Source organism: Pseudarthrobacter sp. LT1, assembly GCF_035621795.1.
Taxonomy (GTDB): domain Bacteria; phylum Actinomycetota; class Actinomycetes; order Actinomycetales; family Micrococcaceae; genus Arthrobacter.
In genome coordinates, this window is sequence record NZ_CP141830.1 from 4,006,052 (window position 1) to 4,025,285 (window position 19,234).

At 65.6% G+C, this 19,234-nt stretch carries 23 protein-coding genes and 1 pseudogene; 13 read left to right on the forward strand and 11 right to left on the reverse strand.

Translation table 11 applies throughout. The annotated features are described in order from the left end of the window. The first annotated feature begins 86 nt into the window (after positions 1 to 86). Together VIK36_RS18835 and VIK36_RS18840 are read left to right on the forward strand one after the other, a co-directional pair. Positions 87 to 1,688 carry a PucR family transcriptional regulator gene (locus VIK36_RS18835; protein WP_324643193.1) on the forward strand — a complete coding sequence of 534 codons (1,602 nt, stop codon included), beginning with the start codon at positions 87 to 89 and terminating at the stop codon, positions 1,686 to 1,688. Between the two features lie 99 nt (positions 1,689 to 1,787). Next, entirely contained in the window at positions 1,788 to 2,564 is a 777-nt protein-coding gene (locus tag VIK36_RS18840) for a VOC family protein (RefSeq protein ID WP_324643194.1), read from the forward strand. A gap of 10 nt (positions 2,565 to 2,574) precedes the next feature. On the opposite strand, the gene VIK36_RS18845 is transcribed toward VIK36_RS18840, so the two are convergent. From VIK36_RS18845 to VIK36_RS18855, 3 genes are all read right to left on the reverse strand, one after another. After that, complete coding sequence (locus VIK36_RS18845) at positions 2,575 to 3,411, reverse strand: IclR family transcriptional regulator (RefSeq protein WP_255173346.1); 837 nt, start codon at positions 3,409 to 3,411, stop codon at positions 2,575 to 2,577. A gap of 74 nt (positions 3,412 to 3,485) precedes the next feature. Next, positions 3,486 to 4,742 (reverse strand): aminopeptidase P family protein, encoded by a 1,257-nt coding sequence (locus tag VIK36_RS18850; protein WP_324643195.1) that lies wholly within the window; start codon positions 4,740 to 4,742, stop codon positions 3,486 to 3,488. Between the two features lie 106 nt (positions 4,743 to 4,848). After that, positions 4,849 to 6,219: an MFS transporter gene (locus VIK36_RS18855; protein WP_324643197.1), complete on the reverse strand. Its 1,371-nt coding sequence runs from the start codon at positions 6,217 to 6,219 to the stop codon at positions 4,849 to 4,851. A 333-nt stretch (positions 6,220 to 6,552) separates the two neighbouring features. Between VIK36_RS18855 and VIK36_RS18860 the strand changes: the two genes are divergently transcribed. The 5 genes and pseudogenes from VIK36_RS18860 to VIK36_RS18880 all read left to right on the forward strand — a co-directional run bounded on the left by VIK36_RS18860 (position 6,553) and on the right by VIK36_RS18880 (position 10,492). Continuing rightward, the gene (locus VIK36_RS18860; RefSeq protein ID WP_255173349.1) at positions 6,553 to 7,035 is read left to right on the forward strand and encodes a hypothetical protein; all 483 of its coding nucleotides are present in this window, start codon (positions 6,553 to 6,555) and stop codon (positions 7,033 to 7,035) included. After that, a pseudogene (locus tag VIK36_RS18865) lies at positions 7,032 to 7,406 on the forward strand (DUF5671 domain-containing protein); the annotation flags it as partial. The gene VIK36_RS18860 and the pseudogene VIK36_RS18865, both read left to right, overlap by 4 nt. Before the next feature lie 14 nt (positions 7,407 to 7,420). Beyond that, positions 7,421 to 8,689: a DUF5671 domain-containing protein gene (locus VIK36_RS18870; RefSeq protein ID WP_324643199.1), complete on the forward strand. Its 1,269-nt coding sequence runs from the start codon at positions 7,421 to 7,423 to the stop codon at positions 8,687 to 8,689. Positions 8,690 to 8,928: 239 nt separating this feature from the next. Then, entirely contained in the window at positions 8,929 to 10,194 is a 1,266-nt protein-coding gene (locus VIK36_RS18875) for a hypothetical protein (protein ID WP_324643200.1), read from the forward strand. Between the two features lie 133 nt (positions 10,195 to 10,327). Further along, complete coding sequence (locus VIK36_RS18880; protein ID WP_324643201.1) at positions 10,328 to 10,492, forward strand: hypothetical protein; 165 nt, start codon at positions 10,328 to 10,330, stop codon at positions 10,490 to 10,492. Positions 10,493 to 10,621: 129 nt separating this feature from the next. On the opposite strand, the gene VIK36_RS18885 is transcribed toward VIK36_RS18880, so the two are convergent. The 3 genes from VIK36_RS18885 to VIK36_RS18895 all read right to left on the reverse strand — a co-directional run bounded on the left by VIK36_RS18885 (position 10,622) and on the right by VIK36_RS18895 (position 11,690). Next, positions 10,622 to 10,870 (reverse strand): hypothetical protein, encoded by a 249-nt coding sequence (locus VIK36_RS18885; protein WP_255173352.1) that lies wholly within the window; start codon positions 10,868 to 10,870, stop codon positions 10,622 to 10,624. A gap of 101 nt (positions 10,871 to 10,971) precedes the next feature. Then, positions 10,972 to 11,379 (reverse strand): SRPBCC domain-containing protein, encoded by a 408-nt coding sequence (locus VIK36_RS18890; protein WP_324643202.1) that lies wholly within the window; start codon positions 11,377 to 11,379, stop codon positions 10,972 to 10,974. Continuing rightward, positions 11,376 to 11,690 carry an ArsR/SmtB family transcription factor gene (locus VIK36_RS18895; protein WP_255173354.1) on the reverse strand — a complete coding sequence of 105 codons (315 nt, stop codon included), beginning with the start codon at positions 11,688 to 11,690 and terminating at the stop codon, positions 11,376 to 11,378. Before VIK36_RS18895 ends, VIK36_RS18890 begins: the two co-directional genes overlap by 4 nt. Before the next feature lie 160 nt (positions 11,691 to 11,850). Here VIK36_RS18895 and VIK36_RS18900 point away from each other — a divergent pair, with 160 nt between their 5' ends. The 3 genes from VIK36_RS18900 to VIK36_RS18910 all read left to right on the forward strand — a co-directional run bounded on the left by VIK36_RS18900 (position 11,851) and on the right by VIK36_RS18910 (position 14,861). Further along, positions 11,851 to 12,807 carry a zinc-binding dehydrogenase gene (locus VIK36_RS18900; protein ID WP_324643203.1) on the forward strand — a complete coding sequence of 319 codons (957 nt, stop codon included), beginning with the start codon at positions 11,851 to 11,853 and terminating at the stop codon, positions 12,805 to 12,807. A 165-nt stretch (positions 12,808 to 12,972) separates the two neighbouring features. Further along, positions 12,973 to 14,019, forward strand: a complete 1,047-nt coding sequence (locus VIK36_RS18905) for a LysM peptidoglycan-binding domain-containing protein (protein ID WP_324643204.1) — start codon at positions 12,973 to 12,975, stop codon at positions 14,017 to 14,019. Positions 14,020 to 14,156: 137 nt separating this feature from the next. After that, positions 14,157 to 14,861, forward strand: coding sequence for an EAL domain-containing protein (locus tag VIK36_RS18910; RefSeq protein WP_324643205.1), 705 nt, complete (start codon positions 14,157 to 14,159; stop codon positions 14,859 to 14,861). Positions 14,862 to 14,871: 10 nt separating this feature from the next. On the opposite strand, the gene VIK36_RS18915 is transcribed toward VIK36_RS18910, so the two are convergent. Next, positions 14,872 to 15,177, reverse strand: coding sequence for a hypothetical protein (locus tag VIK36_RS18915; RefSeq protein ID WP_255173358.1), 306 nt, complete (start codon positions 15,175 to 15,177; stop codon positions 14,872 to 14,874). A 71-nt stretch (positions 15,178 to 15,248) separates the two neighbouring features. Between VIK36_RS18915 and VIK36_RS18920 the strand changes: the two genes are divergently transcribed. Both VIK36_RS18920 and VIK36_RS18925 read left to right on the forward strand, forming a co-directional pair. Beyond that, entirely contained in the window at positions 15,249 to 15,608 is a 360-nt protein-coding gene (locus tag VIK36_RS18920) for a VOC family protein (RefSeq protein ID WP_255173359.1), read from the forward strand. Between the two features lie 100 nt (positions 15,609 to 15,708). Beyond that, positions 15,709 to 15,993, forward strand: coding sequence for a DUF427 domain-containing protein (locus VIK36_RS18925; protein ID WP_255173360.1), 285 nt, complete (start codon positions 15,709 to 15,711; stop codon positions 15,991 to 15,993). A 96-nt stretch (positions 15,994 to 16,089) separates the two neighbouring features. Here VIK36_RS18925 and VIK36_RS18930 read toward each other — a convergent pair whose 3' ends face one another. From VIK36_RS18930 to VIK36_RS18940, 3 genes are all read right to left on the reverse strand, one after another. Next, the gene (locus tag VIK36_RS18930; protein WP_255173361.1) at positions 16,090 to 16,431 is read right to left on the reverse strand and encodes a hypothetical protein; all 342 of its coding nucleotides are present in this window, start codon (positions 16,429 to 16,431) and stop codon (positions 16,090 to 16,092) included. 109 nt (positions 16,432 to 16,540) lie between these two features. Beyond that, positions 16,541 to 16,684, reverse strand: a complete 144-nt coding sequence (locus VIK36_RS18935) for a hypothetical protein (RefSeq protein ID WP_255175721.1) — start codon at positions 16,682 to 16,684, stop codon at positions 16,541 to 16,543. 243 nt (positions 16,685 to 16,927) lie between these two features. Continuing rightward, positions 16,928 to 17,836, reverse strand: a complete 909-nt coding sequence (locus tag VIK36_RS18940; RefSeq protein WP_324643206.1) for a patatin-like phospholipase family protein — start codon at positions 17,834 to 17,836, stop codon at positions 16,928 to 16,930. Positions 17,837 to 18,026: 190 nt separating this feature from the next. On the opposite strand from VIK36_RS18940, the gene VIK36_RS18945 reads away from it, so the two are divergent. Beyond that, positions 18,027 to 18,500 (forward strand): GNAT family N-acetyltransferase, encoded by a 474-nt coding sequence (locus VIK36_RS18945; protein WP_255173363.1) that lies wholly within the window; start codon positions 18,027 to 18,029, stop codon positions 18,498 to 18,500. Positions 18,501 to 18,586: 86 nt separating this feature from the next. Here the strand turns inward: VIK36_RS18945 and VIK36_RS18950 are convergent, their stop codons facing one another. Continuing rightward, a complete protein-coding gene (locus VIK36_RS18950) occupies positions 18,587 to 19,042 on the reverse strand; it encodes an SRPBCC family protein (RefSeq protein WP_255173364.1) in 456 nt (151 codons plus the stop codon). Positions 19,043 to 19,234: the final 192 nt, after the last annotated feature.

A 19,234-nucleotide genomic window follows, 5' to 3' on the forward strand; every position in this document is an offset into this window, starting at 1 on the left:
AAGTACAAACAAGGCTATGTGGCCCTCATCACAAGCAACAAGATACAATCTGTCGAACAAATCCTTCTTCTACGTTACGGACTGTCGTGTCAGTGTTTCTCGGCGAAATACTCGCCCACCCCGCCCTTGCCGCCGCAGATCCCGTGGTCCACCCGGAAGGGGCTATGGCAGACGCCCAGCCGGTCCGTTGGGTCCACTCCAGCGAGGTGCTGGACATCGCTCCCCTGCTCCGAGGCGGGGAACTGCTGCTCTGCGGTGGGATCACGCTGGCCACCGCCACCCCGGCCAAACGCGGGGACTACGTCCGTGAGCTGGCGCAGCGCGGCGTGGCTGCCCTGGCCATCGAGACGGGCGGTGCACTGCCGGAAATCCCTGCAGACATGCTTCAGAAGGCTGAGGAATACGGCCTTCCCGTGGTGGAACTGCGCAAGGTGGTGCCGTTCGTCGGCGTCATGCAGGCCATCAACTCCATGCTTGTCAGCGAATCGGTGGGGCACCTGCAGCAGGCGGATGCCGCCACGCGCGCCATGGCTGCCGAGCTGGCCCATGGCGCTTCACTGGACAAGATCCTGGGCGTGCTGGCAGGCATCACCGCCTCAGCCGTAAAGCTCACCTCCCCGTGGGGAGTAACCATGGGCAGCGCAGCGCCGGAGGGCTGGAGTAACGGGGTAGACGCGGAAGCGGGAGAAGGAACAGCTGACGACGACGGCACCGGGCCAGGTGGGCACGGCGGCTTTTACCCGGTGGCCGGCGGAACGGTCATCACCGTGGACATCCCCGTGCGCGGGGTCCTCATGGGACGGCTCGAAGTGCACGTGCCGGATGTCGCGGACACGGCGCTGGCCCAGGTGGCCGGGGAGCGCGCCGTGGACATCCTGGGCCTGGCGCTGCTGCAGCACACGCCTCCGGGACTGCATGCCCTGGCCGGTGCTGAACTGATGCGCGCCGTGCTGAATTCCGCACCGGAGTGGCGTCTCGAGCAGCTGGCCCCCGGCGCCGGCTTCCCCACGGACTCCCCTGCCGTGGTGGCCGCCATCCACGCGGCTGCACCGCAGGAGCTGCGTGGTGCCATCGAGAACTTCCTCAGCTCACAGCGGGTCCCCTGCGCCGCCTACCTTGACGACACGGAGCTGGTGGTGATGATCGGCCTGCCGTGCACCGAGACTGCCGGGGAGCGGCGACTGCTCCTGGAGTCCCTGCAGGGACTGGAAGGGGATCACGACGCCGTGATCGCCGTGGGGCCGCTGGCAGAGGGGGTGGCGGAGGCAGCCTGGTCACTGGCGGAGGCCCGCCGCGCCCTGGAGGTGCGGCAGATCCGCCGGCGGAATGCGTCGGCGCGCAGGCGGTATCCGTCCCGGGGCCTGGTTGTGGTTGATGCCCAGGACACTGCCGTGGAAAGCCTCGCGCTGACCTGCCTGGATGCCTCGTCCCGGGAAGCGTTCGTGAGCCGGCAGTTGCGGGCAGTCCTGGAGCATGATGCACAGCGGCAGTCCCAGCTGCTGGAGACCCTGCAGGTGTGGCTGGACTCCGGCTGCAACACAGCCCAGTCGGCACGCGAACTGCACCTGGAGCGGCAGTCGATGCATCACCGGCTGCAACGGATATTTGAACTCTGCGGAGGGGATCCGCGGGGAACGGGGCGGCTCGCAGCGCTGCACCTGGCGGCGAGGATGGCCGGGCTGCCCTGATCTCCTGCGGGCTTCCGCTTCCGGGCGTATGCTTGCCGGGCATTGCCTTGTGGCCGGGCCCCCCAGGTCCGGGCCACTCGGATGGAAAGGGCTTGGTGGATGGCAAAGCGGACTACTTCCTCAGTGGGTGCGCCGTGCTGGGTCGACACCTGGCAACCGGACCCCCAGGGGGCCAAAGAGTTCTATGGCGGACTGTTCGGCTGGACGTTCGACGAGGCGTTGCCGATGCCGGGGTTGGAGGGTGGGTACTGGCTGGCACGCCTTGACGGCCGCTCTGTGGGCGGCGTGGGGCAGGCCCCGCCGGGGTCGCCCGCGGGTTGGCTGACCCATGTCCGTGTGCGTGATATCGGGCAGGCCTCAGCTCTCGCTGAGCAGGCGGGAGGCCGGCAGCTCGGGACCATCGATGCCCGGGCCCATTCGCAACTGGTTGCCGATTCCTCCGGCGTGCTGTTCTGCCTGCGGCAGGCGGGCGTCAACGACGGCGTTGAGCTGGCAGACCAGCCCAATAGCTGGGCCATGAGTTCGCTGCACACCCCGGAGCTTGGAAAGGCCCAGGAGTTTTACAAGGCAATGTTCAACTGGGAGCTGAAGTCACCGCCGGACGCGCCCTTTTCACTGTGGCTTCTCGAAGACCAGCTGGTGGCCGTCGCCACCGCCACCGACGGCGTGGCTGTTCCTCCACATTGGAGTGTGAACTTCGGGGTCACCAATGCAGACAGGACCGCTGACCGGGCCGTTGCCCTGGGCGGCGGCATTGTCATGGCGCCGATGGATACGCCGGGGTTCCGGAGCGCCGTGATCAGCGACCCCTGGGGCGGTGTGGTCGCCGTCAGCGCGGTCGGGACTCAGACCGGCACCCCGGCGGCACTGCCCTGACCTGGCAGCGTCAGATTCCCGTGCGGCCACCCAGCCGGCCGGTCACTTTGGCGGCGGCGGCCATGCAGGCCTCCCCCAGACTCTCGAACTGTTCCTTGGACACCCTGAACCGCGGAGCCGGAATCAGGACGGCCGCCACAACGTCGCCGCGGTGGTCGCGGACGGGCGCGGCCACGCCCACCTCGTCCATGGACGATTCGCCGTAGTTCCCCGCCCATCCCCGCTGCGCAACATCCTGGAGCCTTGCTTCGTAGGCCGCCAGTCCGTCGTCGTCCAGTCCCGGGAAGGTGATGGTTCCGCTGCGCAACAGTTCACGCACCCGCTCGGCCGGCAGCGTGGACAGGAACACCTGGACCGAGGCACTCATTGCATCCCGGTAGCGGGCGCCCAGGGGCGTGGTGTGCTTGATCTGGTGGTGGCTGGCGATTTGCTCCACGCAGATGGCCTCGTCACCGTTCCACAGCATGAGGGCACTGGTTTCGCCGGTCTGTTCGGTCAGCTGCCGAAGGACGGGGTAGGCAACGCGGCGTTCCTCCATCTCGGCCAGCAGCGGTCCGGCGACGGCGATGAGCCCCAGGCCCAGCCGGAACCGCTTGGTTTCCGGGTCGCGTTCCACCAGGTTTTCCTGCTCGAAGGTGGCCAGGATCCGGGACACGCTGCTTTTGTGCATGCCCACGCGGTTGGCGATTTCCGTGACGCCCAGCAGGGGTTCGTCCGCTGTGAAGGTCCGCAGGACGGCGATGGCATTGACGACGACGGAGGCTCCTTTGGCGTCCGTCCCGCCGTTGGTGCCGGCTCCGTTGCCAGTGCTGTCAGAAGTTATTGCAGGAGTCATGGTGGACACCATCTTTCCCTATCGTCTGCGATAGACGCCGAAGGCGGCGCCGTGGGTTCACGGCGCCGCCTCGGCAGTTCAGTTACCTATGCCCCGACGATGTTGTGTTCCGGGCCGAACGGGAACTTGGTGATGTTCTCCACCGAGTTGTCCTCGCCGATCACCAGGATGTCGTGCTCGCGGTAGCCGCCGGCGCCCGGCAGGCCGTCCGCCACCGTGATCATCGGCTCCATGGAAACCACCATGCCCGGTTCCAGGACGGTGTCGATGTCCTCGCGCAGCTCCAGCCCGGCTTCGCGGCCGTAGTAGTGGCTCAGGACGCCGAAGGAGTGGCCGTAGCCGAAGGTGCGGTTGGCCAGCAGGCCGTGGCTGATGTAGATCTCGTTGAGCTCTGCGGCGATGTCCTTGCAGACGGCGCCGGGCTTGATCAGTTCCAGGCCGCGCTCGTGCACCTCGACGTTGATGTTCCACAGCTCCAGCGAGCGCTCGTCCGGCTGGCCCAGGAAGAGGGTCCGCTCCAGGGCGGTGTAGTAGCCGGAGGTCATGGGGAAGCAGTTGAGCGAGAGGATGTCGCCCTGCTGCAGCTTGCGGGTGGTGGCCCAGTTGTGGGCGCCGTCGGTGTTGATGCCGGACTGGAACCACACCCAGGTGTCGCGGACCTCGCGGTCCGGGAAGGTCCTGGCAATCTCGTGCACCATGGCCTCGGTGCCGATGAGGGCCACCTCGTACTCGGAGATTCCTTCGCGGATGGCGTTGCGGATGGCCTCGCCGCCCAGGTCGCCGATGCGGGCGCCATGCTTGATGACTTCGATTTCCTCGGCGGACTTGATCATGCGCTGGCGCATGGCGTCCTGGGAGACGTCCAGGAGCTGGGCGCCCGGGAAGGCGGCGGCGATCTTTTCGCGGGTCAGGCCCGGGAGGAAGTCGTCCTCGACTCCCAGCCGGCTGGCCTTGACGCCGCGCTGGCGCAGGGCTTCCTGGAGGCCGAAGTAGAAGTTGTCGCGGCGCCAGTCGGTGTAGACGATGTTCTCGCCGTAGGAGGTGCGCCACGGCATGCCGGCGTCGATGTTGGCGGTGACGGTGACGGAGTCGTCTGAGGTGACCACCAGGGCGTAGTTGCGGCCGAACGTGGTGTACAGGAAGTCGGAGTAGTACTTGATGCCGTGGTAGCTGGTGAGGATGACCGCGTCCAGCTCCTTGGCGGCCATGATCTTGCGGAGGCCGCCAAGGCGGCGCTCGAACTCCGCGTCGGAGAACGTGAGCTTGCCCTTGGTGCCGTTGTGCAGGACCTTGAGGCGCTCGAGTTCGGCGATGGAGGAGGCGTTGTCGGCAGTGATAGTCACGGGTGGTGCCTTTCTAGTGGGTGCCAGCTGCTGTTGGTGCAGTTGGTGTTGTTTGCGTAGTGAGGTTGGTCTGTGTACCCGGAAGGGTTAGGGGCCGTCTGGTTGGTCAGAGGTGTTTGAGGGGCTTGCGCGAGGTTTCGGCGGCGAACAGCACGGCCATGAGGGACACGGCGGATGCGGCCACGAGGTACCAGCCCGGCGCCAGCTTGCTCTGGGTCATGCCGATCAACAGGGTGGCCATGAAGGGCGCGGTGCCGCCGAACAGCGCGTTGGAGAGGTTGAAGCTGACGGCGAAGCCGCTGTACCGGACTTTGGTGGGGAACAGTTCGGCCAGGAAGCTGGGCAGCGTTCCGTCATTCAGGGTGAGCATGCCGCCCAGCAGGATCTGGACCAGGACGATCACCAGGAAGTTGCCCGTGTCCAGCAGCATGAAAGCGGGAACGGTCAGCAGCATGAACAGCACGGACGCGGTGATCAGCATGCGCTTGCGGCCGAACCGGTCCGAGGCGAGGCCGGTCAGGAAGATGAAGCCGATGTAGCTGGCCAGGGCAATGGTGGTGGCCAGGAACGACTCAGTGGGACCGAAGCCCAGTTCCTCGGACAGGTAGGTGGGCATGTAGCTGAGGATGACGTAGAAACCGACGGCGTTGAGCAGCACGGCACCGCAGGCGATCAGCAGCTGTTTGCGATAGGTCCGGAACATGTCCAGCGCAGGGGCTTTGGGAGCGGATTCCTCCTGGTCGGCCAGGGCCCGGAAGGCAGGCGTTTCCTCGAGCTTGGTGCGGATGTAGCGGCCGATCAGGCCCATGGGGGCGGCCAGCAGGAACGGCAGCCGCCATCCCCACTCGTGCAGTTGGTCAGTGCTGAGTACCGAGCTGAGGAGCGCCGCGATCAGTGAGCCCAGGAGCAGGCCGGCGGCGGTACTGGCGGGCACGACGGCGGCATAAAGTCCGCGGCGGTTGGCCGGCGCGTATTCCACCAGGAAGGCTGATGCTCCGGCGTATTCACCGGCCGCCGAGAAGCCCTGGACCACGCGGACCAGGAGCAGCAGGAGCGGGGCCAGCATGCCGATGGTTCCGTAGCCGGGGATGAGGGCGATGCAGAAGGTGGAGACGGACATGATGACGATTGAGAGGGACAGTGCCTTGCGCCTGCCCAGCTTGTCGCCGATATGCCCCCAGAAGAAGCCGCCCAGGGGACGGACGAAGAAGGAGATCGCGAAGACGGCGAAGGTAGCCAGCAGCGCGGTCTGCCGGTCTGCTTCAGGGAAGAACACCGACGAGATGACGGCCGCGAGGTAGCCGTATACGGCGTAGTCGAACCACTCGACAAAGTTGCCGATGAAGCTCGCGGTGACCACCCGGCGTCGAACGTCCCTGCTGGCAACGGCGTTGTCCGTGCCGCCACCGGCCCGGGCGGGACCGTTGGCGTCAGCGGCAACCATCCCTGCCTCGGGTGAGTTTTGTTGGGTGCTCATGAAACCACCAATGAAAGTTGGAGTTGCATTACTTGCAACATGGTTGTTTCAAGATAGGCCGTGACGCGCAACACAGTCAAGAGTTTTCAGAAGCATTAATGAAGCATTAATAGAGAGAGTCTTCCGCTGTCCCTGACCTAACCCAAGTGACTGGAACACTCGCAGTTGCCTCGATTACGTTGCACGACAAACAACATAGTTGCCCCAAAAGGGCATCTGCCTGTGGTCCTTGAGTAAGCTGCACCCACTGTCTCCGTGGCATTTTGCCCAGGCACGGCAAAGACGGGCCAAAAGACACGCGTGGATCGCATCCCCCTGCCCCATACTGGCGCCATGGACGAGACTGCCGCCAGGGAGCGCACTGCGCGAAGACCGGACCGGATCCTGCTCGCGCTGGTGGGGGTGGTGGTTCTGCTGGTGGTGGTTGCCCTCGCAGTGGTCTTCACCCGCGGCGAGCCGGCTCCCCTCGATGAGGCGAGCCCGGCCGGGGTGGTCCAGCGGTACAGCAAGGCAGTGATCGACGGCGACAACACCACTGCCCAGTCGTACCTCACCGAGGGTGCCAAGAGCCGTTGCCGGGGCGCCTACGCCAGCGAGCCGGCACCCGCCCGGGTTGTCTTGGTTTCGACGACGGAACGCACCGATTCAGCCACGGTGAAAGTTTCGATTGTCCGGTCATCCCAAGGTGGACCGTTCGGCCCGTCGGAGTACGAAATGGAGGACGCCTTCTCGCTCCTGAAGGTGAACGGCAAATGGCTGATCGACCAGCCGCCTTACCCACTGGTGGACTGCACCGTTGTGCCGGTGAAGCCATGACGGCGCCGGCAGCAACCACGGCCCCTGCCCCGGCGGGCGGGCTGGCAACCCTGCGCCGGCTGATCCTGTACGTCCTGCTGTTTGCCCTGGTGGTGATCTCGGCCTCAGGGCTCCAGGGACTGCTGGAGCGGCTTTTCCGGACGGCATCCACCCTGGTCTCCGGCGATGTGGCCGGCCTGGCGCTGTCCCTGGCCTTCACCCTGATCGGCGGCCCGCTGGCGCTGCTGCTGTGGTGGTTCGTGTGGAGACGCCTTGATGACGAGTCGGAACGCCGGGCGCCCGGGTGGGGCCTCTACCTGACCGGGATGTACGCGGTTTCGCTGATCATCGCCACCACCTCACTGTTGAATTTGGCCACCTCCTTCATTGATACGCAGGAAAGCCAATGGCCGTCCCCGCTGGCCAACGGGATGGTGTGGTCGGCTATTTGGTGGTGGGCGCAGGCGCCGCCATTGCCGCGCTGGGCACCCTCCTGGACGTGGCGATCCGCGGTTTCACGGCAGCGGCCGCCTTTGAGCCATGGTGGTTCCCTGTCCTGCGGTCCCTGGTATGGGCTGCCGGTGGGGCTGCGGTCTGGTGGTGGCACTGGTTCCGGGACGGCGGCCGGCGTTTCCAGACAGGGCTGGTGGACGTCACCATCATCGCCGTGGGCATCTTCGTCGCCGGCATCACCGCCCTGGGCGGGCTGGGGGTCATCCTGTTTGTCCTCCTGCGGCTGGCGTTCGACCGGAGCGACCCCACGAACGACCTGCTCGAGCCCCTCGCCCCGGCCATCGCGGCCGCTGTCATCGGGGCCCTGGTCTGGCGCTACCACCGCACCACGTCCGTCACCCGTTCCACGAGGACCCGCCGCGCCAGCCTCCTGGTGACGTCCGCTGCAGCCCTCGCCGCGGCAGCCTCCGGCGTCGGCGTTGTCGTCAACGCACTGCTGGCCGCCGCCGTCTCACCCTTGGCCGGCGGCGCCACACGCACGCTGCTTCTTGGCGGCATCAGTTCGCTGGTGGTGGGGGCACCGGTCTGGTGGCTGGCCTGGAAGCCGAGGCACCAGCCGCGCACCGCTGAGGACATTCCGCCCGGCCGGCGCGTCTACCTGGTGGCATTTTTCGGCGTCAGTGCCGTGGTGGCCCTCATTACGCTGCTGGTCATCGGCTACCGGCTCTTTGAATTCCTGCTCGGCGACGTCACGGGCGGAAGCCTCCTGGACCGGGTCCGCGCACCCCTCGGCCTCCTCGTGGCGGCGGGCCTCGTTGCGGGCTACCACTTCGCGCTGTGGCGGCATGACCGGGCACTGCTTGCCGCCGCGGCACCCGCGCACAAGCGCCTCGTCGAGCGGGTCACCCTGGTCAGCGGATATCCATCAGGTTCCGTGGGTCCTGAGGCGTTGGCCCGCGGCATCGCTGACGCCACCGGCGCCAAGGTGACCACCTGGCTGCGGGCGGACGACGGCGGCCCCGGACTTCCGCCGTCGCCTGAGCCTTCGCCCGGGGTCGGGGATGTCATCCGGCAGGTGACGGCGGCACTGGAAGGCGCCACAACGCAGCAGATCCTGGTCATTGCAGGCCCGGGGAACCGGTTGGAGGTCATGCCGCTGGTCGGCGTTGGTGGCGCTGCCGTCCCTGGAGGCGCTGCCGCTGGCCGGGTCCTACGGCCCTAGCTGGTGCCGGACGCCGGAGCCTAGCGTGGAGGCAAAGGAGGCCGGCGATGGCTGTTCGTGGACCCGTGAAGCATGGTGTTGCCACCTCGGGAAGAAACAGCAGGCGCCGACTCGGATGCCTGGCGGCCGTCCTCCTCGCCTTGGCCGCGTGCTCACCCGGCGGCACACCGCCGGCAAACAGCCCATCCGGCAGTTCGGCGCCTCCCGCCCCAGCTTCCCCTTCCATCCCGGGGTCGGCAGTGTCACCGTCCAAGCCGTTCTCGGACGCGGAACTTGCAGCCATCATCAACGGCGTGGGCCAGACCCGCAAACTGCCATTTCCCGCGGCCCAGGATTCAACGCGCCTGCGCAGCGGTGCCGCCAGCGGCTCCTTCCCTCAGACCGACACGGAAACCACGCCCGCCGACTGCATCGCCTTCGTCCCCCAGGACCCGTTTACCCGATGGGCGGACAAGGACATCAATTTTGCCGAGGGCGCCATGCCGCCGGCCGGCGGGCAGTCCGGTCCCACCAGCACCATCATGATCGTGCTGCGGAGCGCGGACCAGGACGCCATCGCCAGGGCCGATTTCGGTTATGCCGATGACCTCCCGTCGCGCTGCAGCCAGTTCGATCTGGCCTACACCGAGTCGGGCCGGACCTCCACCTACGCTGTCCAGTTGCTGGCCGCTCCCCCAATCGCCGACAAGCAGTATGCGGTCACGCAGGTCACCAAGCCGAAGGGCCCGGGAGACTTCACCTCAGTGGGGTTGCGCGTCCTGCACGGCACCCTGTCCCTCACGCTCAACCTCGCTGTGGCAAACCTCAACTCGGAGGCCGACGCCAAGCCCGCCCTTGAGACCATGTCGGAACTGGCGAAAGAGCTCATCAGCCAGTCGGGTAAAGCCTCCGCACCAACGGCGGCAACAGCTCCAAACTCAATGACGCCTGAACAGATGGTGGCGCTTTTCAAGGGCATGACCGGCCCCGGCGGGGAGCCGGTAAACCTGCCGCAGGCGACAGTACTCGGCCAGTCTCCCGGCTTCACCCCCAGCGCCACGTTGCCGGCGTCCGGCTCCCCATGCACCTTTGACGAAGAGTCTTACGCCGCATCCTTGTCTGGTTCCGTCTACGGCCAGGGGCAGATCCAGGGGGCCACCAAGAGCGGATACGCAGACTTCACCGCCGTCAACATGCCTTCCACCATGGGCCCGCCGTTCCCGCTCGACTCGCGGGCGGAGCAGCTTCGCGGGTGCACCACCGTGCAGGAAGTCCTGTCCGAGGGAAGCAGCCGGCCGTGGTCTTCGGTTTCCGCTCCCGCAATCGACGTTATGGCTGATGCACGTTACGCCGTCACCTACCAACTCAGCGACGGCACCGGTGAATGGCACGGCCGGAGCGGAGCACGCAAGGGGACACTGTCCGTCGAGGCAAGCTGCGTGGCGGCCTCTGAACCGGAAGTCCGGGCAAAGACAGAGGCCCTGGCCGTATTTTTTACCTCTGTTTTTACCCGGGCCGGACTATGACCGGCGTGCACTGCTACACCGGAAGAGAGGGCTTGCTCAAGATTTGCGCAGTTTATCCGGCTGGTGGATTAACCCTCTTCCCTTGGCATTCGGTGGTGCCTAGTGTGGGCACACACGCTTGCAAGGGGGATAAGTGAAAAGCTCAGTCGAAGGCCTTCAGGACGCCACGGACCAGGATGCGCAGCAGGTCGCCGTGGCGGATTCGCTGGACGTACAGCAGAAGCTGGCGGAATGGACGTCCGACTGTCTCCTGACGTTGCGCATCCCCGTCAGGTTCACACGGGCAGACTGGCCCTAGCTTCGCTTGCCGGACCGACGGGACGGGCCACCTGGACCACCGGTATGACTCGTCAGAGCCATGCGCCCAACACGGCCAGCGCACTGGTCCAGGTCGTTACCCGCCGTTTCAGGCCCGCCCGGCGGATGTTCAGCTGGACGCGTCCCGCTCGATTTCCTCGGCGAGGTCATCCACTTCTTCGGGGCGCGCCTCAATGCCCGCTTCCTCGAACCGTTCTTCAAGGACGTGGGCTACGTCGTCCTGGACCTGGCCCAGCTGGATGTCGTGGCGGACATCCTCGGCGATGCTCTCAGGCGTCTCGAGGTGTCCGCTTTCGGCCACAATCCCGTCGTTGCCGTCAAAGGGATCGTTGGCACCGCCCGCTCCGGAATCAGTCATACTCCATCGTTACCCTTCTCCTTCCGGCAGTAAACGTCCGGAAGGATCCAGGGAAGGGACGACGACGGATGGGCCCCCTGTCGTCCGCCCCCCCTGAGGCGTCAGGCTGCTTCGGCGAGAAGCCTGTCAATGCGGGTCAGCAGCCCCGGCCAGCCGTTGCCCATGCCTTCGATCGCGTGGCGGCCCATGGGGGTGTCGAGCTGGAAACCGGCGTGTTCGAAGTGGAGGACGGTGCCGTCCTCGACCGGCTCCAGGCGCCAAGTGATGGTGGTGTCCAGCTGGCCTTCGGAGAAGAGGAAGCTGATCGACTTTCCGGGATCCACGACAAGGACCTCGCACTGCTGCTGGCCCCAGGCGTCCATGTCCATGGTGAAGCGGTGGCCCACAACGGGTGCGATGCCGCCAGGCGCCCACCAGCGGGCCAGCAGTTCCGGCGTGGTCAGCGCCGCCCACACGGCCGCGGCGGGGTGCGGGTAGCGGCGTTCCAGCCTGATCGCATTTTCGGTCATGTCGGTTTCTCCTCGTCCAGAAGGTCTGCCAGCGCATCCAGCCGCTGGTTCCAGTAGTGCTCGAAGTGCTTCACCCAGCCGCCAACCTCGGCGAGGCGCGCCGGCTGGAGGTGGTACACCCTGTTCCGCCCCTGCCGCTCCTCCCGCACCAGCCCCGCCTCCCGGAGCACGGCCAGGTGCTCGGACGCGGCGGGGCGGCTGAGGTCCAGCAGGCCGGTGAGTTCACCGGCCGCCCTGGGACCTTGGCGCAGCTCGTCCAGGATTACCCGCCGCGCCGGGTTGGATACGGCGGCGAAGACATCGGGAAGCACGCCTACAGTATACGTCGGAAATATCCGACGCATTTCCAAATGGGCAGAAGACGGCCATGTTCCCCGCATCACACCAGGGCTACGCTGGGCCGAAACAGGCGTACGCTGTAATTGCATGCAAATGCATGAACTTAAGCAACGGACCGAAGGAGAATGACCCATGAAGGCATGGCAGTTCACCGGCACCAACAACCCGCTCACCCTCAACGAAGTGGCTGAACCCAGTGCCGGTCCGGGCCAGGTAGTGGTCAGCGTCAAGGCCGCCGGGGTGTGCCACTCGGACGTGACCGCCCTCGACGACGCCGGATGGATGCCGCTGTTCCCGGAACTCCCCCGCACCATGGGCCACGAGAATGCCGGCGTCATCACCGAGGTTGGCCCCGGCATGGAGCACTGGAAGGTTGGCGACCGGGTTGGCCTCTCCCCCGTCCTGAAGGACGGCGACGCGTTGGGTTACGGCAAGTGGGACGGCGGTTTCGGCCCCAAACTGCTCGCCACCGACGACAACCTGGTGAAGCTGCCCGATGAGGTCTCCTTCGAGCTGGGTGCGATGGCCACCGACGCCGGACTTACCGCCTACCACGCCATCATGGCCGTGGGCGGGGCCAAGGCGGGCATGAAGGTTGGCGTGATTGGCCTGGGTGGACTGGGCTACATCGGCGCCCGCGTCGCAGCGCTCTCAGGTGCAGAAGTCTATGGCGCCGAGGTGAACCCCGAGACGCAGAAGCTCGCGGACGAGATCGGCCTGGCCGGAGTGGCTGACTCCATCACCGAATTCAAGGACAAGAACCTGGACCTGATCGTTGATTACGCCGGGTTCGGCACCACCACCTCCGCGGCACTTGAGACCCTCGCCGAGTTCGGCACATTGGTCCAGGTGGGCATGGGACGCCTCGAGGCGACCATCAACACCTACCCGCTGATCATCAACCAGCTGTCCATCAAGGGATCCAAGTCGGGCACCAAGGAGGACCTCGAGAACCTCTATGCCCTCATGAAGACCGGCGAACTGAACCCGCCGATGAACCTCATCAAGCAGGCGGATATCCCCGGCGCCATCGACAAGCTGCGCAAGGGCGGAGTGGTGGGCCGTTTCATCGCGGTTTACGAGGACTAAATCAGCCACGCACTTTCCTGAGCGGACGACGGCGCACACGTCCCGCCGTCGTCCGCTTGCCTTTTTAACGGCTGCTGCGGCGCGCTCACGGTTCATCCACTAGGCTCGCTCTTGGTCCGTGTGGGCCTTGACCCGGCTGCGCCGGACTTATTGGGGGGCATATCCATGGTGGGAACTGGCAGTACATCAAAGACGCCGTCCAAGCGCAGGGCCTGGCCGCATGCCGCGGCGATTGTCCTGCTGCTGGGCGGGTTGGCGGGATGTTCCTACTCCGATCACGCGGCAGAGCCGGCGGCCGCCGTCCAGTCCACACCCGCCCCCACTGCGTCCTCCGCCGCGAAGCCTGCGCTGAGTGGAGAAACCGTGCGGGACTCGTTTGGCAACGTGGACTTCTACACGACGGCGGCGGGCGACACGCTCGAAGCAGTAGCGAAGGCACACAAGCTTTCCGAGGCGAAGGTCGCTGGGTTCAACGGACTCCAGCCCGGAACACCCCTCACTCCCGGCACACGGCTCCGGCTGATTCCGGCCGGTCCCGTGCCGGGCGCCAAGGGCGCTGCCACGGTGGACGCAAACGGCATTCCAACGGGTTACACCATAGAGCCCGAAGACAGCCTGGCCGGCATCACCTACCGGTTCAACCTGACCGAGGCGCAGTTGGCGGAAGCGAACAAGGTCCCGTTCACCTACGAAAAGGGGAACGTCTTCTTCATCCAGGCAGGAAAGGTCATCCAGCTGCAGAAGAAGCCGGTGGACAGCCGCTCCGGGTCCGGCACAGAGGTCAACAATTCGTTCGGCCAGACGGTCTTCTACACCACGGTGGACGGCGACTCGTTCGACAGCCTCGGCTACAAGTTCCGGTCCACCACGGCACAGATCCTGCTGTACAACCCTTCCTTGGCGGCAGACCAGCCCCTTCCTGCCGGCACGAAGGTTCGCCTGATTCCGGGCGCACTGAAAATTGAGGGCGCACAGGGAACGTTCACCGCAGACGCCAACGGGATTCCGCTGACCTACACCACGGCGCCCGGGGACAGCGAACGGCAGGTTTCGTTCCGCTTCGGAGTGACTGACCTGCGCGCAGCCAATCGCCCCAGCAAGGGCACAGGCGGGGCGTGGTACGAATTCACCGACCTGCCGGCCGGTGAACTGGCACCCGGGCAGACCATCAGTGTGGCGCTGGACAAGCCCATCAATAATCCCGAACGCTAACGTCAGCACTCAGCGACCCGGCCCATTCACTGCGGGCAGAGACCTGGGGTGCCCTACTCTGGAGTAACCCTAGAGAGGACCCGACATTGGCGTGTGACGTCTGCACCACATCTTCACGGCTGGACTTTGACTTCAGCATGGCCTTCCAGCCGATCTATGACGCCGGGGCTGAACGGGTGTGGGGCTATGAGGCCTTGGTCAGGGGCTTGTCCGGCGAGGGTGCCTATGAGGTCCTGGGAAAGGTGCTACCGGAGCAGCGGTACCGCTTCGACCAGGACTGCCGGGTTAAGGCCATCGAGCTGGCATCACGGCTGTTCCCGGCGGATGAGGAGCTGATGCTGTCCATCAACTTCATGCCCAATGCGGTCTATGAGCCGGCAGCCTGCCTCCGCGCCACCCTCCTTGCCGCGAGGCGCTGCGGCTTCCCGACATCCTCGATCATGTTCGAGTTCACGGAGAACGAAGAAGTCACCGACACCGCCCACCTGACCAGCATCATCACTGAGTACCGTAAACAGGGCTTCACCACAGCCATCGACGATTTCGGTGCCGGCCATGCGGGGCTGGGTCTGTTGGTGGACTTCCAGCCGGACTTGCTGAAGATCGACATGAAGCTGATCCGTGGCATTGACACCAGCCATGCACGGCAGGCAGTGGTGGCCGGCATCGGCGGCATCGCAAAGGAGCTGGGGATCACGGTGCTTGCGGAGGGCGTGGAAACCGAGGAAGAGTTCCGGGTCCTGAAAGCCGGCGGAGTCCGCTTGTTCCAGGGCTACTGGTTCGCCAAACCGGAATTCGAGGCCCTGCCGGGAATCCGGGCGCTGGTCATCCCCGCCGCCTAGCCCCGATCCCTCACTCCTGGGCGGATCTTCCCTTGCGGCCCAGCCTGTACCCCGCCCAGAACGCGAGCACCAGCAGCCCGGCCACCATGATTCCCAAGCCGATCTGCGTGCCTTGCGTGACGAAGGCGGCCCCGTTGGCAACGAACGGCTTATTGCTGAGCGGCGCGTAGGCGAACCAGCCAGTGAAATCGCGGTTCAGGTAGGCGATCAGGACGCCCGCCAGCACTGCCGCAATCCCCAGCAAAGGCACCGCGGCGGCAGGAACTTTGGTGTGTTTTGACGGCCGATGTTCTTCAGGTGTGTTGTCTTCCCCCATGCCCGCGAGTCTAGCCGCGCCCCGCGTCGCGGTACCTACCGGGCCCGGCATATCGGGTCTAGGCTGGCCGGATGTTGACTATCGGAACCATTGTCCTCGGCGTCAACGACGTCGCCGCCGCCACCAAGTTCTGGAACGAGGCCATCGGCTATGTCCCGCGGGAGGCCGGCGACGAGACGTGGGTGACCCTTGTGCCGTCGTCGGGCCCCGGCGCGGAACTGTCCCTCATGCTCAGCGAAACCCCGGTCCAGGACCACCCGCGGATCCACCTGGACCTGTATGCGGACGACCAGTCCGCGGAGGTGGAGCGCCTGGTCTCGCTCGGCGCCCGGCGCGTGGACTGGGACTCGTATCCGGACGACCCCGACTTCGTGGTCCTGGAGGATCCGGACGGGAACCGGTTCTGCGTCATCGACAAGAGTCAAGGCTAGGGCCCGCCCCCGGCATCCCGGGAACAAGCCCGCAGCGCGGCCCGTTGGCATCCGTACACGTACCGCAGCACGATGCGGTGGAAGCGACGGAAGGGATCTCATGGTCAGGGCTGTCTGGAACGGAAAAGTCATCGCCGAATCCGCGGACACGGTGGTGGTGGAGGGGAACCACTATTTCCCGCGCGACGCCGTCAATGCCGAGTATTTGCGGGATAGCGACAAGAACACCTTCTGCCCGTGGAAGGGCACGGCCAGCTACCACACGCTGGACGTTGACGGCGAGCTGAACGAGGCCGCGGCCTGGTACTACCCGGAGCCCAAGCCGCGCGCGAAGCATATTGAGGATCGGGTCGCGTTCTGGCGCGGCGTCACCATCGAGGCCTGAGAGGCCGAATGACGCGGACGACGGCGGATACGGGTCCGCCGCCGTCCGCTCCCCCCCACAATGTGGCCCGGCACGCGCCATTGAGCGCCGGGCCGGCTAAGCGGCGAGCGGCAGGTCGAACAGCTGCTCAGCAAGCCTGATGAGGTGGCGGGGAGCGTCACACTCTCCGTCCAACGGGCCGCGGCCCAGGAACAGGGCCGTCCCCTGGATGGTTCCGTCGAGATCGATTCCGGCCTCGCGGATGAGCACCTCAGCGCGGGGATTCGTGGCCAGCGTATGGGTGGGGCTGTCCAGATAGACGCGCCAATCCATGCCGGCGATGAGGCCGATGCCGCCGGAGGCGATCTTCTGGAAGGCCGTCTCATCGAGGTCGATTGGCCTGAGGTGCACTGGCTGGGTGAGGCGGGTGGGGACGACTAAAGCATTGTGGGAGGTCATCACGGTGGTGTCCTTCGGCTGATCGCCCGGCGTTGGGCGCTGTGGAGCTTGCCGGGTTGGCGCGGGCGGCCGCGGGCCAGGAGTCCCGTGCGGCCGCCCGCTGGCATGGTCAGCGCTGGTTTTTGCGCGGTTTTACAAAATTCAGTTCGTTATTTTCATTTTTCGCTCTTTTGTCGGCCCGTTTTTCCAGGATGGACTTGCCGGCTTTTTTCGCGGCGCCGCTTTTGGGGGATTTTCCGGACATCGGAATCACGCCTTTCTTTGCTTTGCGTTACCCGATACCATACCTACTTTTATTTTTTTAGCCAGTCCTGCGGAGGCACATAAGGACCCGTTCCGACGCCGCCCAGTTTCCGGTATGCAGGATGGGGTGAGAGCCGGGTGGGTTTTTTCAAAATTTGCTGCACCGTGAGGATTTGCGTTTCTTTTGCTTTGCCTCAAGAAAGCAGCCGGAAGCTCTGCCCGCACCACGAAAACAAGCTCAAATTCGCTTAATTCATTGCCGCCAGAATTCTGTGAGCATCGCGGCGCGGGTTTTTCCTTCGTTGTATCCGGACTGGGCTGCTGCGGGACGGAGTGACAAATCCATGGCGTTGGCGCCGAACATCTGCCCGGCCCCGCTGTCCGGGAAGATGACTTCGACCCTGCTGCCGCCTGCCCGCAGCTCTTCCACCTGCGCCGCCAGCTGCATGCCCCATTCGAGTGGCATCCGCGTTCTGCCACCGAAAGGCGACAGAACCAGGACGCCCCCACACCCGGCCGCCAGGTCGGCGTTCTCGTTGCGCCGGTAACCGCCGTCGATATAGCTCCTGTCCCCAATCCGGTACGCCGAGCCGCTGGAGCAACTGGCGGCGACGGCGTCAACCAAATCGATGCCGCTGTTGCGGTCGAACACTGCCGGTTCCCCGGTAGCCGCATCGACGGCCGTGATCAGCAGTTCATGCTCTGGCCATTCCTTCCTGGGCAGCCGAGCCGCGACCGTTGCCCGCCACCGCTCCGAGGCGTCGTAGTCCGCCGCCAGGTCGAGTGCCGCTGCGCCCATCCGGCGGCGCATGTCCGGCGCATTCACGGAGGCGGCGATGATCCTGCCGGTCCGCTCCAGGTGGTCGGGCACCGGACTGCCGGAGGTTCCCGCGGGACGCGTCCGCTGCGGAAGCGGAGCGCCAAGGACGGCGGCATAGAGTTCGGCGGGCCCGGCGCCCGCAATCTGCGAGGCTGCCGTGGACCCCGCCGATGTTCCGATGACCCGGTCGGCGCCGGTCACGTCCAGCCCTGCGTCTGCCAGCCCGGCGAGGACGCCGATCAGCCAGGCGTTGCCGGTGGAGCCACCGCCACCAAGGACCAAGGCGCGTTTGCATCTTCCCGCCGGAGCGGCATGCGGGGCGGAAGAAGGTGTTGTGTTCACGGGAGTCGCCTTTCGCGAATGTGCCTGTGCGGCGCTCCCGGTGGCGGCTGGTTCAGCCGCTGATCGTCGACTGCGGGGGAGCACCCATTACGGATACAGCATTCATGGGTCTCACCTCCCGGAGCCGGGTCACGATCAGGGGAATCTTGGCACACGGCCGCTGATGTCCGCAACGGGTAAATTTGAAGCGATGATTTCGATTGACCGGGACAGCCCCACGCGCGATGACGTCCACCTGCTCCTGACCGAACACCTGGCGGATATGTTCGCCACCTCGCCCGCCGAAAGCGTGCACGCCCTGGACCATTCCGCCCTGTCCGCCCCGTCCATCACGTTCTGGACGGCCCGCGAGGACGGCAACCTTTTGGGGTGCGGCGCACTTAAGCTGCTGGACTCCCCCGCCGGCCCGGGGAGGCATGGCGAGATCAAGTCCATGCGCACCACAGCAACCGCCCGGGGCCGGGGCGTGGCCACCCTCATGCTCGGGCACATACTTGATGACGCCCGTACGCGGAACCTTGAGCGCGTCTACCTGGAGACCGGAACCGAGGACTACTTTGCCCCCGCGCGGCGGCTATACGCCCGCAACGGGTTCACGGAGTGCCCGCCGTTTGCCGACTACGTGCTGGACCCCAACAGCGTGTTCATGGAACTCCGCCTGTAGCTCCCACACAAGGAAAAGCGGACGACGGCGGGTGGGCTCCCGCCGTCGTCCGCTCCTGTTTGTTCGTCAAGAACCCTGCCCCTGTCCTAGACCTCGCCGCGCCAGCCGCCGGTTTCGCTGCCGCGCGATTCGACGAAGTCCTTGAACTTCCGCATGTCGGCCTTGACCTGCATGTTGTCGATCTTCAGTGCTGCGCCAGCCTTTTCAGTTGCAGTTTCCGGCGCCCATTCGAAATGGACTTTGACCTTGGTGTGGGTGGCATCCAGGGGCGTGAACCTGATGATGCCCGCGTGCGACTTGCCGTCGGTGCTGCGCCAGGCGATCCGGTCATCAGGCGCCTGGTCAACGATTTCCGTGTCGAATTCCCTTTGGACGCCGCCTACTTTGGTAACCCAGTGATTGGTGGTGTCGGTCAGTTGGGTCACCGACTCGACGCCGGACATGAACTGCGGAAAGGATTCGAACTGGGTCCACTGGTTGTACGCGGTCCGCACCGGAACAGCGACTTCCACCGTCTCTTCAACCTCTTCAACGTGTGCCATCTGCTTCCTCCTCATGATGGACGGCCGCAATGGCGGACTGGCAGCATGGGCCAGCCTGCCAGTCGGGCAGCCGCCACCTTTGCACGATAAATCCGGCAACTACCCGTGTCCAGACCCTAAAACGAAAGCGGACGACGACGGGTGGGCGCCCGCCGTCGTCCAGGACGTTCGGCTCTAGGGCCATGCCCCGCG

What these genes read in the sequence shown, in the direction of transcription:
- VIK36_RS18840 (WP_324643194.1), top strand. Translation starts at nt 1,788, where the DNA reads ATGGCAAAGCGGACTACTTCCTCAGTGGGTGCGCCGTGCTGGGTCGAC.
- VIK36_RS18845 (WP_255173346.1), bottom strand. Translation starts at nt 3,411, where the DNA reads ATGGTGTCCACCATGACTCCTGCAATAACTTCTGACAGCACTGGCAAC.
- VIK36_RS18855 (WP_324643197.1), bottom strand. Translation starts at nt 6,219, where the DNA reads ATGAGCACCCAACAAAACTCACCCGAGGCAGGGATGGTTGCCGCTGAC.
- VIK36_RS18860 (WP_255173349.1), top strand. Translation starts at nt 6,553, where the DNA reads ATGGACGAGACTGCCGCCAGGGAGCGCACTGCGCGAAGACCGGACCGG.
- VIK36_RS18870 (WP_324643199.1), top strand. Translation starts at nt 7,421, where the DNA reads ATGGCCGTCCCCGCTGGCCAACGGGATGGTGTGGTCGGCTATTTGGTG.
- VIK36_RS18885 (WP_255173352.1), bottom strand. Translation starts at nt 10,870, where the DNA reads ATGACTGATTCCGGAGCGGGCGGTGCCAACGATCCCTTTGACGGCAAC.
- VIK36_RS18890 (WP_324643202.1), bottom strand. Translation starts at nt 11,379, where the DNA reads ATGACCGAAAATGCGATCAGGCTGGAACGCCGCTACCCGCACCCCGCC.
- VIK36_RS18900 (WP_324643203.1), top strand. Translation starts at nt 11,851, where the DNA reads ATGAAGGCATGGCAGTTCACCGGCACCAACAACCCGCTCACCCTCAAC.
- VIK36_RS18905 (WP_324643204.1), top strand. Translation starts at nt 12,973, where the DNA reads ATGGTGGGAACTGGCAGTACATCAAAGACGCCGTCCAAGCGCAGGGCC.
- VIK36_RS18910 (WP_324643205.1), top strand. Translation starts at nt 14,157, where the DNA reads ATGGCCTTCCAGCCGATCTATGACGCCGGGGCTGAACGGGTGTGGGGC.
- VIK36_RS18915 (WP_255173358.1), bottom strand. Translation starts at nt 15,177, where the DNA reads ATGGGGGAAGACAACACACCTGAAGAACATCGGCCGTCAAAACACACC.
- VIK36_RS18920 (WP_255173359.1), top strand. Translation starts at nt 15,249, where the DNA reads ATGTTGACTATCGGAACCATTGTCCTCGGCGTCAACGACGTCGCCGCC.
- VIK36_RS18925 (WP_255173360.1), top strand. Translation starts at nt 15,709, where the DNA reads ATGGTCAGGGCTGTCTGGAACGGAAAAGTCATCGCCGAATCCGCGGAC.
- VIK36_RS18930 (WP_255173361.1), bottom strand. Translation starts at nt 16,431, where the DNA reads ATGACCTCCCACAATGCTTTAGTCGTCCCCACCCGCCTCACCCAGCCA.
- VIK36_RS18945 (WP_255173363.1), top strand. Translation starts at nt 18,027, where the DNA reads ATGATTTCGATTGACCGGGACAGCCCCACGCGCGATGACGTCCACCTG.
- VIK36_RS18950 (WP_255173364.1), bottom strand. Translation starts at nt 19,042, where the DNA reads ATGGCACACGTTGAAGAGGTTGAAGAGACGGTGGAAGTCGCTGTTCCG.